This window comes from Desulfovibrio ferrophilus (genome assembly GCF_003966735.1).
GTDB classification, from domain to species: domain Bacteria; phylum Desulfobacterota; class Desulfovibrionia; order Desulfovibrionales; family Desulfovibrionaceae; genus Desulfovibrio_Q; species Desulfovibrio_Q ferrophilus.
Genome location: NZ_AP017378.1, coordinates 2,751,193 through 2,764,448 on the forward strand (window position 1 = coordinate 2,751,193; position 13,256 = coordinate 2,764,448).

The following is a 13,256-nucleotide window of genomic DNA, read 5'->3' on the forward strand; positions in this document are numbered from 1 at the left end:
CCTGCAAACGACTGGGACAAGCCGCAAAAACACAACAAGGCCATAGCAGTTACAATGCATTTTCCAACCAACGACATCAACACCCCCTTCAATATCGAAAGTAGAATACCCGCTACTATCCTTTATAGAAAAAGTCTAGCTGGCACTAAATTCAAGGGCTTTGTCGCAACAATTTATTTAAACATACCAGCCCTCTTTATAGGTTTTCATATCACCCATCATAGACTTGCATGTTCAAGGCAAGACCCTGCAAAATATCCCTCAAGCTCCTTTGTGTTTGCTCAAATACGACAGCCTGCATTTCGATCAAAAAACACTGAGATCTTTGCCAAATTCCATAGCCAGAGCCCATGCATCAGCCCTCCGGAACAGGCACGCATGCTCTCTGAAAAAGTGGGATTTCAGCGCGATCCTCAAGGCTGTGGAGGTGGGATGTACAGGCACAGATCGAGGAACTGCTTAAGTTCCCCGATCTGAACGCTTTAAATGGAATAATTTCTTCCTGAAAGTCTTGGGCCTTACAGATAGAACGGCGTCAGGCTTTCAAAGCCATCCTCGGTGATGACGAGGGTCTGTTCGAACTGGGCGGACAGGGAGCCATCCTTGGTCACGGCAGTCCAGTCGTCATCGAGCACGCGCACATCCTTCTTGCCGAGGTTGATCATCGGCTCGATGGTAAAGGTCATGCCCGGCGCGAGGGGCACGTTGCCCAAGTTGGAACGGAAGTGGGGAACACAGGGGGCTTCGTGAAAATCGAGGCCAACGCCATGGCCCATATACTCGCGCACCACCGAACAGCCCTGCCCCTCGGCATAGGTCTGGATGGCGGCGGAGATGTCATTGATGATGTTGCCCGGCCTGGCCTGTTCGAGGCCGAGGCGTAGGCACTCGCGAGCCACATCGACGATTTTTCGCGCGTCCGGGGAAGGCTCTCCCACAAAGAACATCTGATTGCAGTCGGCATAATAGCCATCCAGAATGGAGGTGATGTCCACGTTGACGATATCGCCATCCTTGAGGGCATATTTTCCGGGAATGCCATGACAGATGACCTCGTTGGGCGAAACGCACACGCTCTTGGGAAAGCCCTGGTAGTTCAGCGGCGCAGGGATGGCGCCGTTCTTGATGGTGAACTCGTGCACCGCCCGGTTGATCTCCTCGGTCTGCACCCCGGGTCTGATCAGGTCCCTGACGACCTCGAAGGTCTGCATGACCAGTTGGCCACAGCGGCGCATGCCTTCGATCTGCTCTGGCGTCTTCAGGCGGATTTCATATCGTTCAAGGAAGATTTCGGACAAATTCAGCTGCTCCGCATTTGCCGTGCCCATGCAGCACTTCTTGTATTTCTTGCCACTGCCACAGGGGCAGGGATCGTTACGCCCGATTTTGGTCATCATCATTGGCCTCCAGAATATATTGCGGCGGGCCTATGCTCGTCGAAGGAGGGGGATGTTTACAAAAAGAGCGGCGAATGAAAAGCCCCGGCATAAATTAAGTGGAAAGAAGGCGTATTGCGGCGATATTTGGTTGGCAAGCAGCGGCGCACGGAACGCGCGGAGAGACACCTGTCAGGAAGGGTAGAACTGACAATCTGTGTCGCTGAAATAGACCTGATCAAAGCCGTGACGCGTACCGAACCACGCATTTCTATAACGAGTGCCCCAACTCGTTATCCAAGGTTCAATCGCTGGCGAAGGTGGGGCCACTGTCCTTTTTCCATACCGGTATTTCAAGGTCCCAAAACCATCAGGGGGCTCCGTACCAAGAGAAATTGAGACGACCAAAAAGAAGGAAGACCCTCGATTCATTCCACCAATTTTGCTACTGACCCATGGAGCCGAGAAAAACATACGCCCATGGAGATCGAAATGATGAGCCTCAACAGAATCCCCACGTCACTCTACACTTGCTTTCTCATCCTTTTTTCTCTGGCATTGATATCATGCTCCACCGCGACGGACCCATATCAAGAGGGGATAACCTCCTATAACAAGGGGGAGTATGCCCTCGCTGCAAATTCTTTTCGCAAGGCTGCTGAACAGGGAGATGCCATGGCCCAGTTTAACCTCGCCGTCATGTACGACGATGGCGAAGGCGTGGAGCAGGATAAAGCCATGGCGGTGAAGTGGTATCGCATGGCCGCAGAGCAAGGAAACGCCGAGGCCCAATTCAACCTTGCCGTCATGTACGACTACGGAAACGGTGTTGCGCAGGACAGGACAGAGGCCGTGCGGTGGTATCGCGAGGCCGCGGAGCAAGGCGATGCCGAAGCCCAAATCAACCTTGGGATTTCCTACGATTTGGGTGAAGGGATTGCGCAGGACAAAGCGCAGGCTGCGGCATGGTATTGCAGAGCTGCCAGGCAGGGCAACGCTGACGGACAGTACTACCTGGGGTTGGCCTACGCATTAGCAGAAGGAGTCAACCCCGACCCGGTCATGGCCTACATGTGGATACACTTGGCCAGCGCTCAGGGAGATCAAAGGGCCAGAGACACCCTGGAGAAAATTGAGTTATTCATGACCCCTGCCCAAATTGCCGAGGCCCAAGAGCTCGCCAGCGAGTGGGAACCGAACCAGCCATAGACCAAAGAACCTCACTGCTGCCCCCCTTGTCGCGCGGCCTGCCCTGTGCACATGGGCAAGGGCAAACCAGCGCTGACGCCTTCTCCATTCCGCCCGGTTTGGTGTGCTCTCATGCCTGAATATGACAAAGGACAGCACCACAGCCTGTGCCCCTGGGCACTCCAGGCACAGCTTCCGTCATTCAGAGAACCGAGCAAGCATCGTCATCTTGAATCTCTTCGAACGAGTATGTACTCTCAGGGTAACTCCTCTCACCGAAGACCAGGGGCTCACATGGAAACCTTCGCATTCGATACAACCGCCTACCTCAAACGATTGCATCTCTCCGAAAACATCTCGCCGACAACGAAAGGACTGCACACTCTTCAGCGGGCACATTTCCAGCATATTCCCTTCGAGAATTTTGACATCCAATTAGGCCGGGGCGTCAACCTTGAGCCGGCACACCTCTATGATAAACTCGTACGCCGCCCCCGAGGCGGTTACTGCTTTGAGGTCAACGGCTTGTTCCTCATGGCTCTGCATGCCTTCGGATTCGAAGCCCGTCCGCTTCTGGCGCGAGTTCACTTGTCAGGAGAACCCTCCGGGCGTGGTCATCAACTCGCCCTTGTCGATGTGGACGGTCGCAGGTGGCTGGCTGATGTGGGGTTTGGCAAGAACAACCCGCGCGGACCATTTCTGCTGGAACGAGATACGGTTCAGGAGATCGGAGGGAAATCAATCCGCCTGATCGACGGGGGCAAATTCGGGACCATGCTCCAGGCACCCGTCAATGGTCAGTGGCAAAATCTGTACAGCTTTGACATGGAGTATGTCTGCCAGGCCGACATCAACTATGGAAATCACTACACATCGACACATCCGAGTACATTCTTCACCTCCGCCCGTGTTGCCATGAAACCCTTCGATGGCGGTATGGCCCTCTTGTTCAATAACAGGCTCACTTTGGATCGAGACGGACAGGAAGAGCAGATCGAGCTTCCCGAAGGCCAGGGCTATCTGGACGCCTTGGAAACCTACTTCGGCATTGAGCTCGACGCGCCCTACGAAGCTCTGAAACCTGTTGGGGAGGGGCGGCAGGAAGGATAATCAATAAGCCCACCCGCACCGGGCAATGACAAAAGCATCAAGAGAACAATACCCAAGGCATAAGCCAACAGCCTACCCACGAAGAGCAGACAGAATCATCATCCCCTACCCGGCCTCGCGAAGGCAGCGCGGAACACCCTTACCAGATGACCACGAGTTCTATTTTTTGTCTCCAATCCAACGGAGCTCGTACAGATCAGACCTCCGACTCGTGACGTTGCGCACGCTGCCCTGAGTGCGCAGCTCCTTGAGCAGGTCAAGGTCGACATCGGTGATCAGGGTTGTCTCGATACCCGGCGTGACCTCTGAGGCAATGGCATCATGGGGGAAGGGAAAATCCGACGGCGTGAAGATGGCGGATTGGGAATATTGGATACCCATGGTCTCGACCTTGGGGATATTGCCGACACTGCCGGAGATGGCAACAAAGCATTCGTTTTCGATGGCCCGGGCCTGGGCGCAACGCCTGACCCGCAGATAACCATTCTTGGTATCGGTCCAAAACGGTACCAGCAGCATCTTCATGCCCTTCAGGGTCTGCAGTCGCGCCAACTCCGGGAACTCAACATCGTAACAGATGAGTATCCCGATTTTGCCGACGTCGGTGTCAAAAACCTTCAGGTCATGGCCGCCGGTAAAGCCCCAATGGGCATCTTCTTCCGGAGTGATATGCAGCTTGGTCTGGCTGTCCCAGGTTCCGTCGCGGCGGCACAGAAAGCTGACATTGTGCAGGGTGCCGTCTTCCTGAAGTTGGGGCACGCTACCGGTGACGATATTGATGTTGTAGCTCAGTGCCATTTCCGTCATGGCCTGGCGCATGCCTGCGGTGTGCTCCGCCAAATGGCGCATGGCATCGGACGGGCTCATCCCCTCGTACATGCGGATGAGAGGAGCGTTGAACAACTCCGGAAAGAGAATGATGTCCGACTTGTAGGCACTGACCGTGTCCACGAAGAATTCCACTTGCTGCATGAAGTCATCGAATGAGTCAAAGCGACGCATCTCCCACTGGACCACGCCGAGACGGGCAATGGATTTGGTCCGCCCCACCAGCCGCGTCCTCTTCTGATAGTAGATGTTGATCCACTCAAGAAGCACGGCGTTGCCGCGAGACATGTGATCACCGGGCCAGTAGTCGTCGAGCAGGTTGCGAACGTGGAAATCGTTGGACAGCTGGAAGGTGAGCACAGAATCGTAGATTTCGCGGTTCTTGACCTTCAGGATGTATTCCTGCGGCGTCATCTCGGTTGAGACCTTGTGATAGCCGGGGATGCGCCCGCCAAGCAGGATGCCCTTGAGATTGAGATTCTCGGCGATTTCCTTACGCGCATCATACAAGCGACGACCAAGCCGCATCCCCCGGTATTCCGGGTCCACGAAGACCTCAATGCCGTAGAGATAGTCGCCTTCCGGGTCGTGGGACTTGAAGGTTCCGTTGGCGATAATCTGATTATAGGTGTGCTGATCACCAAAAAGGCTGAAATCGATAATCATGGACAAGGCGATGCCCACAGGCTCTCCATTGTCCTCGATGCACACCTGCCCTTCGGGAAAGAGGCTGATCAGCAGAGCGATCTGCTCCCGCGTCCAGGGAGTGTCGAGCCCTTTGTAGACCCGCTTGTAGATACCACGCAGAGCTTCGTAGTCGTCCATGCGCAGATTGCGGGTTTGCAATTTGTGTTCAGTCTCTTCGATCATGATCGGCTCCGTCATTATCCGATTTGTATGTCCGCGAGAAAGAGCCTGGCACACGTCGTTAGCACTCTCACTCATTCTGCGGGAGGCTATATACGTACGCAGAGAAATGGCAAGGCTAAATCGCGCACGCCCTTAACCGCCCACAAACAAAGACGTTGAACCGTTCGCACTGTGATGATTACAGCATACAATCAGAGCTCTCACTTTGCCCATCCGCATCACCGGTCGCCGCTCTGTCCTTTTTCATTATTGTTTTCCACCGGTCATTACCAAACGACAAGCAAAGCAACGCCCACAAACTGCACTGTGAGGACAACAGCAAGCTTGTTAAGCGGAAAGAATGGAGGCAGGTTTTTATTTTACCCTTTTCTCTGGAATTTCCTGACGCGCCATAAAACCAAAAGGCATCGGTAGATAATACCGGAGCCTTTTGATTTAAAACTTATAATGGACCAGTTCGGTCCGATGGGGGAGAAGGAAGGGAAGCGCTGGGAAGGACTCTGCGTGGCGCTCTAGGCAAGACTTAGCTTGAGAGCGATATCGAACATAGAGTCATGAAATAGGTATGGTGTCCCCCTAATTCGCACCGGGAAGAACGATACGACGGATTCTGGGCATGAAAAACTGAAAACCGATATCATATCAGAAGTCAAGAAATAGGTATGGTGTCCCCCTAATTCTCCTTAATTCTCCTAATTCTCCTAATTCTAAAGCAATTTTTCGAGTTTATGTAGTGTTTCTGCTGCCTCTTTTAATAATTTTGTTTCATCAGGATCACCTTCATCTCTCATCGATGGGTCGTCGTAGTAATCCTCAACATAATAGTACAGGTTGTTAAGTGCTTCATATTCTTCGTGTTTCATCTTTCCTGAGCATCTTAAATATATTATAGTGTATACATTCGCAAAATCTTTTGCATTAATTCTGTGCCTAGTAAAGCACCTAATTATATCAATATATGTATATATATGCGAGCCTACCATTACATCCTTCCTCTAGTTATGAGATTCTTTACTTGATCCATATTTAGCTCCCAAACGCTTAAATGAAGAATGGGGTCAGGTCTTTTATTTTAGCGTTTTAGCCACAAAAACATCCATTCGCTTCGAAATCCACTCAATGCTCCACAAGCCAAAACGACCAAAAACATGCTTTCATTTCAGCACAATATACGCATTCCAGTATCAAATCGCAAAACAATTCCCCGACACGAGACGGCCAGGGGGCTATTCTTGAAGTGTGACAATGGGGTCAGGTCTTTTATTTTAGCGTTTTGAACTGATGAGACTATTCATCACAGGAAGGTACACAGCGTCGACACGCAACGAAAAAAACGGTCACAGCGTTAGCTGTAACCGTTTGAATTTCTTTGGCGTCCCCAAGGGGGTTTGAACCCCTGTTGCCGGCGTGAGAGGCCGGAGTCCTAGGCCACTAGACGATGGGGACGCCCTGACGCACGTAGTTCGCACCACGTCGCGGACCGTCTTTTTGCTGAATCGCGCCCTTATTGTCAACATCTTTTTATCATGAACCGCTTGATTTTCCCAGTCACTACCTGTCCCGTCAACAGCAGCACCGGGTGCGGCAGCGGTTCGTTCACGTCCCCATCACTTCAAGAGGGGCATTTTTCATCCTCATTCCCCATCCCGTAATCATCCCCATGCCACAAATCATCCAATGGTTTTCCAAACGCCCAAGAACTGCTAAAGTATATAACTAATAATCCCAAATTGCTGTGAGGATATATGCCCGCCATCCGCAAAATCGAAGTCATCCCAGGGGTTCACTGGGTGGAGATTCGCGAAGCCGATCTCTATATCCTCTGCGGTTGTCCGGCCGACAGTGTGAAGCATCTCATGAAACGGGGTCTGATCATCCCCGAAATCAAAGACGGAAAACAAACCGAAACCGGCCCCAACGTCATTCTGCTCTCGGACACCCTGATCCAGAATGGAGCCTTCTCCAATCTTGCGGAATTTCCCGTGTTGCAGATGCTCTACCGCCAGGGGATCATCCTGCCCGGACATCCTAACAATACAGGGCAAAAGCCCCTGCTCATGGGCTCTGAATCGCAGGTCCAATCGCAACTGCGCTATATCCACCGAGGCAATTACGGCCTGTTCAACGAACAGGAGCTGATCGCCACGGGCCTGAGCCCCGACCGGGTCAATGCCGAAATGCGCATCAAGCTACGCTTCGCTTTCGATGACATTAAAAAACCCGAGGAATTTCTGGACACCCTGTCCATCGGCGAGACCTGCGTTGAAGTCCGCAACGGGGTCGGCATCTGTCGCAAGGGACACAACCTGTACGAATTCTCCTACGGCGATGAAACCGTGGAAGTGGATCTCCACCTGCCCCAGGGCACACAGTATCCTTCACCCTACCCCCTGTGCTTCCAGGATGTCGGGCGCGGCTATTTCGACATCATCCATTCCGGTGACGGAGACGGCTGGGACGTCAACCGACCGGCCATGTCCAGCGTGATCATGTATCAGGGCGAGGTCTACCTGATCGACGCTGGCCCCAACATCCAGCACACCCTTTCCGCACTGGGCATCGGGGTCAACGAAATCCGGGGCATCTTCCACACCCATGCCCACGATGACCATTTCTGTGGCCTGACCACACTCATGCAGGCCGACCACCGCATCCTGCATTTCGCAACCCCACACGTGCGCGCTTCCGTGGCCAAGAAATGGGCGGCCCTGCTGGCCCGACCCGAGAGCGAGTTCGCCTCCTACTTCAAACTGCACGACCTGATCGAGGACCAGTGGAACGATGTCCTGGGGCTGGAAGTCAAACCGGTTTTCTCGCCACACCCCGTGGAAACCACCATCATGTTCTTCCGCGCCCGGTCCGAAAGCGGCTACCGCACCTACGCCCACCTGGCGGACATCTCCAGCCGCCGGGTGCTGGACAACTTCCTGACCGACGACGATAACGCCTCCGGCCTTTCCAGGTCGCTCTACGACAAGGTCTGGAAAGATTACCTGACCTGCGTAGACGTCAAGAAGCTCGATATCGGTGGGGGGCTCATCCACGGCGAAGCCCAAGACTTCAGCCAGGACAACTCGGGCAAAATCATCCTCTCGCATACAGCCCGCCCGCTGAATGATACGGAGCGTGAAATCGGCTCCGGGGCGTCCTTCGGCATGGTCGACAGGCTCATCGAGGGCGACCAGGATTTCCTGCGTGCCAGCGCCTACCGACAGCTGCGCCGCAATCTGCCCGTGGTCAAAGACCATGAATTGCGGATGCTCATGAACAGCGAAATGATCAGCCTGAACCCGGGATCCATCCTGCTGCGCCGGGGTCAGACACACACGGATGTCTACCTCATGGTCACAGGGGTGACAGAGCGCATCGACAGCGAAAAGGGCCTGTCCAACCAATGTTCCGCCGGATCACTGCTGGCCGAACTGTCCGGCCTGGCGGGCCAGCCCTGCGCCGCCACTTACCGGGCCTTGACCCATGTCCGCGCCCTGCGCCTGCCTGCTGTTTTGTTCAAACAGGTCATTGCGGACAACAAGCTCGAAGCCTACTTCGACAACCTGCGCACCTGGCGCGACTTCCTGCGCCAGACCTGGCTGTTTGGCGGGGCCACCTCCTCGACAGTGCAGGATAAAATCGCAGGCAGCATGCTCTCCCTCAAATTCAAACCGGGGCAGGCCCTGGGGCACGGCACTGCCCCCGCCATCTACATCATCCACAAGGGGCAGGCCGAAGTCCGCTACGAGGATCGAGTGGTGGAGACCATCGGCCCCGGCGAATTCATCGGCGAGGGGTTCGTGCTGTTCAAAACCCCCTGCATCACAACAGGTATCGCCGTGACCGAACTAGACGTACTGCACATTCACGCCGGCATCCTGCGCGATGTTCCTGTGGTGCGCTGGAAACTGTTCGAGACCTTCCGCCGACGCATGCGATCCATCGTGGAAGCCACGGAAACCGGGCAAAGCATCTTTACCTGGCGCGAGGAATACAGCACGGGCGTGCCCAAGCAGAATGACGACCACAGGGAGCTGCTTGAAAAAGCCGAAGAGGTCCATAAATGCATCACCGAAAACAAGGGGCAGGGGGCCATCGGCGAGGCTCTGGATGAACTGATTCACTACACCACGGAGCACTTCAGCCGTGAGCTTGGCTGGTACAAGGACGAGGATTTCCCGGAACTGGAACACCACGCTCTGCTGCACGGCCAACTGTTGAATGAAATCCGCACCAAGGCCATGCGCATCAAGGCGGGTATCCCCAACCCGGATGTGGAATTCGTGACCTTCTTCAAGAACTGGCTCATCGACCACATCATGACCGAAGACCGCAAATTCGGCAGGCTAATGGAATTCAAGCAGGGCTAGAGCCAGAGGAACAACTCACTCCAAAAGCGGCTGTAGAGCCCCCGACCGCTTATGGCGTCGAGGGGACTTGTTCTTTCCGTTGTACCAAACGAATAGTTTCAGACAGATCACGCCCCGCATTGCTTCATGGCTTTTCAAACTTGCCAGTCGGCCTTCAAGAACAGATCAGTTCACCTTTTCGCAACGCCTGTTCAACGGACAAACGGCGTTGTGGCAATGCTTGCAAAAATGCAGCACCAGCCCCACCAGACATCCCCCGGCAAAGAGAATGTATCCCCAGAACAGCAGCGGACTCGACAAAAGGATGACCGGGGTCAGGAATGTGCCAACAAACGCAGCGTAAAGGATGATTTTCTCTCCCAAGCCCAAGGGGCCGGACCTGTCTGTAGCGATGATCTTTCTCGCCAGTGACGCAGGCAGGAAAAGACAGTCTCCGGCCTGGAGAAGGTGTGGACATCGCGCACAAATGGTATAGCGCATAAGCAGCGTGAAACTGCCTAATGCGTAGACCAGATACCCTAGGGCAAGGATCGGACTCAATACCCACATCCCATAGGCACCAATAATCACCGCAAGATTAAACGTCCCCTGCGCAAAGAGTTTCTCTTTCAAGCTGAAGCCGCCAACCTTGGCACATTGACCGTGTTCACTTCTCATTGCCCTGACCTCCCCCTGTCATCAGACCCTTTGCAGACGGCTGCTCATCCCCACACTCGTAGGGATTACGTAGCCGGACGGAACATTTGAATTGCTCAAAAATACGCAACAAACCGTAGCGGGTGCGGTCCAGAAAAACAAAATCCGGATTCGGCGTGAAAGACCTGCGGTACTTGAGCAGGGTACGTGACCATTCCCGGCCTTCTGCGATATAACCCGGAACCGCTCCGAAATCGAACCGTTCGGACTCATACAGCCTGCCCAGCCAGCCTCCAAAGCCATAGGCACATTGAAAGATGGCCTCCTCCGTGTCCTCGTCGAGTTCTTCCTGGATGAATTTCATCCTTCGCAACAGACTGAAGTATTTGTCCCGTTGCCCCGTGGACACGATCCTGATCAGCTGCCGGTAGTTTTCCACGAACTCCACAGAGAATGTCTTGACGCATCCGAAATCCACAAGACCGACGCTCAAGTCCGGCCCAACGATGTAGTTGCCAGGATTCGGATCGGCATGAATGCAGCGCAACTCGTAAAAGCTCTTAATGAAAATATCGTTAAGCCGCTCAGCAACCACCTCCCGTTCATGAACATCCGGGTTCGTCTCCAACCACTGGTTCAGGGGGAGTCCATCAAGCTTCGTGGCACTCAGAATGGTCCCGGAGCAACCGGGCAACCAGGGTTCGGGGACCAAGACTCCAGTCAGATCCAAGCGCTCCTGAAAAAACGTCATGTTTCGTGCCTCGGCTTCGTAGTCGATCTCCTCCATGAGCCGGGCCTCGATCTCGTTCAGCACCGGCCCTATCAGCACAAAATCAGGCAATGGCCGCAGGAGCCTTTTGATCAGCTGCATGTCGTCTTCAATGGTCCGATTGATCCCCGGATACTGCAGCTTCACGGCCAGCGCCCTATCGTTGGATCCTTGCGCAGCGTGGACCTGACCAAGGCTGGCAGCGGCAAAAGCCTCTGTTTCGAAGGCTTCAAACACCTGCCCCGGAGCCTTGCCCAAGGCATTGGTCGCTGCCTTGCTGGCCAGAGCCCGGTTCATGGGCGGCACCTGATTGTATGATTTCTGCAATTCCCGGCATACGGCCTCGGGAAACAACTCCAATTCCATGCTCAACATCTGGGCGACCTTGAGGGCCGTTCCCTTGAGCAGGCTGAGACACGCAAACACGGCTTGTGCACTGGATTCATCAAGCCTTTGACGTGCAGCCTGCTTGGCGTGCTTCGATAGAAATGGCTTCTTTGCCATGTAGCCAAGGACCTGACCGCCAACCCTCACGGCGGTTTTCCCACCAATGACGCTGCGCCTGAGCTTACCCTTGGGTATCTGGTCTTTCATTGAACTCTTCCTTTAAGACCTTGGTGATGTTCTCCAAAGCGTCAATCCCATATTTGCAAGTCTCAAGATGAGCGAGAACATGGTTTCTGAATAGGAACGTGCAAATGTCGTAGACCTTGCTCACAACTCCAGCCTTGATCATGGCGCAGGCCAGCCCCATGGTCTTATCAATGAGCGAACTTGTGGCCGCAAATTGTTCCGAATCATCCCGGAGCCAATAGGCGACGATCCCCAAAAAATAATCCCAGAAAAACCGAGCCAGCAAATCCCCGAACATCTGTTCCTCAAGCTCTCCGTTGCCTTGAGCCGCTTCAAAAGCCTGATTCACGATCCCGAAAAAACACTCCCGAACCGGCCGAAGCGCCTTGGGATTTGGTGGCATGGAAAAGAAGATGTCTTTGAATGTTGCCTGAAGAAATTCCCGGTCAGCCAGACAGCCATCCAGAAACACCTCGAAGAAGGCCTGCAAGCGCTCCTGAAGCGTGTACTCCGCCAGACCGTCGATGCCTTCATAATCCGACACCGCAGCAGTGAACCGGTCCTCGTAGTAGGCATACAGGATGGCTTCCTTCGTGGGAAAGTAGTTGTAGATTGTGGCATCCCCACACCCCGCTCCGCGGGCGATACCGCGCATGGTCGCCGCCTTAAGCCCCTTCTCAATGACAAGCTCCACAGCAGACTGGATAATCGCCTGTCGATTTTCGATCTTTTTTTCCTGACTGATCTTCATGTTCCGCTCCTTGCTGCACGCACTCACCTTCAATAAAAGAGTATATCTACTCATTAAAGGCGATTTATTTGTTTTTAATGTATACCAGTTTCACATTAGGTCAAGCCATTTTTATCCCACTCAGATTCACCCCAACCATCCACCGCCAATCCAGTTCCAGAGCAGCTCGTTCCTCAGACACGCAACGACATACGCACGGCCCAAAACAAACGCCCTCGGTCATCTTTCGATGACCAAGGGCGTTTCTCCACGGTAGATTCAAATAATCATGCAAAAAATTCCGGCCTCGCTCCTTTACCAACAAATCCAGGAGAGCTGCATAGTGACCAGATTTTCACCTCTTTGCTCAGCGGCATATTAGCAGCACTGCCCAGCACTTTTGACTCGGCACGCTTTTGCCTCAGGCTTACGATTTTTGTGGCAGCCGGATGGTGAACGTCGTCCCTTGATCGAGGGTGGACTCCACATTGAACTCGCCACCATGATTCTGGGTGATGATAAAATAGGACACTGAAAGCCCAAGCCCGGTGCCCTTGCCCGGAGGCTTCGTCGTAAAAAACGGCTCGAAGACCCGCTTGCGAATGTCCTCATCCATCCCGGGCCCATTGTCTTCGATTTCGACAACCGTAGACTCGTTTTCGTTGCGGGTCCAAACGATGATGCGGGGCGGCCCAGTGGGACTATCACGGTCAATCATGGCATGGGCTGCGTTACGCAGCAGATTCAACAGAACCTGCTCGATCTCCGTAGCGGTGCAGGGGATGGGTATTCAGCAACATTAATCAACAGAGGGG

General features: G+C 53.9%; 10 protein-coding genes and 1 tRNA gene. 3 read left to right on the forward strand and 8 right to left on the reverse strand.

Features of this window, described 5'->3' with window-relative positions:
* Positions 1-518 precede the first annotated feature (518 nt).
* Positions 519-1,400: a type I methionyl aminopeptidase gene (map, locus tag EL361_RS12700; protein WP_232034778.1), complete on the reverse strand. Its 882-nt coding sequence runs from the start codon at positions 1,398-1,400 to the stop codon at positions 519-521.
* Between the two features lie 651 nt (positions 1,401-2,051).
* On the opposite strand from map, the gene EL361_RS12705 reads away from it, so the two are divergent.
* Together EL361_RS12705 and EL361_RS12710 are read left to right on the forward strand one after the other, a co-directional pair.
* Positions 2,052-2,585: a tetratricopeptide repeat protein gene (locus EL361_RS12705; RefSeq protein ID WP_172961743.1), complete on the forward strand. Its 534-nt coding sequence runs from the start codon at positions 2,052-2,054 to the stop codon at positions 2,583-2,585.
* A gap of 273 nt (positions 2,586-2,858) precedes the next feature.
* Complete coding sequence (locus EL361_RS12710; RefSeq protein ID WP_126380107.1) at positions 2,859-3,674, forward strand: arylamine N-acetyltransferase family protein; 816 nt, start codon at positions 2,859-2,861, stop codon at positions 3,672-3,674.
* Positions 3,675-3,833: 159 nt separating this feature from the next.
* On the opposite strand, the gene EL361_RS12715 is transcribed toward EL361_RS12710, so the two are convergent.
* The 3 genes from EL361_RS12715 to EL361_RS12725 form a co-directional block, all read right to left on the reverse strand.
* Positions 3,834-5,372: a bifunctional GNAT family N-acetyltransferase/carbon-nitrogen hydrolase family protein gene (locus EL361_RS12715; RefSeq protein WP_172961744.1), complete on the reverse strand. Its 1,539-nt coding sequence runs from the start codon at positions 5,370-5,372 to the stop codon at positions 3,834-3,836.
* 707 nt (positions 5,373-6,079) lie between these two features.
* Complete coding sequence (locus EL361_RS12720; RefSeq protein ID WP_126380111.1) at positions 6,080-6,355, reverse strand: colicin immunity domain-containing protein; 276 nt, start codon at positions 6,353-6,355, stop codon at positions 6,080-6,082.
* Positions 6,356-6,742: 387 nt separating this feature from the next.
* A tRNA-Glu gene (locus EL361_RS12725) sits at positions 6,743-6,818 on the reverse strand.
* Positions 6,819-7,117: 299 nt separating this feature from the next.
* On the opposite strand from EL361_RS12725, the gene EL361_RS12730 reads away from it, so the two are divergent.
* On the forward strand, positions 7,118-9,733 hold the full coding sequence (locus tag EL361_RS12730) for a bacteriohemerythrin (RefSeq protein ID WP_126380113.1): 2,616 nt from the start codon (positions 7,118-7,120) through the stop codon (positions 9,731-9,733).
* Between the two features lie 165 nt (positions 9,734-9,898).
* On the opposite strand, the gene EL361_RS12735 is transcribed toward EL361_RS12730, so the two are convergent.
* The 4 genes from EL361_RS12735 to EL361_RS12750 form a co-directional block, all read right to left on the reverse strand.
* Positions 9,899-10,390 carry a hypothetical protein gene (locus tag EL361_RS12735; protein WP_126380115.1) on the reverse strand — a complete coding sequence of 164 codons (492 nt, stop codon included), beginning with the start codon at positions 10,388-10,390 and terminating at the stop codon, positions 9,899-9,901.
* Positions 10,380-11,732, reverse strand: a complete 1,353-nt coding sequence (locus tag EL361_RS12740) for an ABC1 kinase family protein (protein ID WP_126380117.1) — start codon at positions 11,730-11,732, stop codon at positions 10,380-10,382. Before EL361_RS12740 ends, EL361_RS12735 begins: the two co-directional genes overlap by 11 nt.
* Positions 11,707-12,462, reverse strand: coding sequence for a TetR/AcrR family transcriptional regulator (locus EL361_RS12745; RefSeq protein WP_172961745.1), 756 nt, complete (start codon positions 12,460-12,462; stop codon positions 11,707-11,709). Before EL361_RS12745 ends, EL361_RS12740 begins: the two co-directional genes overlap by 26 nt.
* A gap of 406 nt (positions 12,463-12,868) precedes the next feature.
* Positions 12,869-13,189 carry a sensor histidine kinase gene (locus tag EL361_RS12750; RefSeq protein ID WP_338031042.1) on the reverse strand — a complete coding sequence of 107 codons (321 nt, stop codon included), beginning with the start codon at positions 13,187-13,189 and terminating at the stop codon, positions 12,869-12,871.
* Positions 13,190-13,256 lie beyond the last annotated feature (67 nt).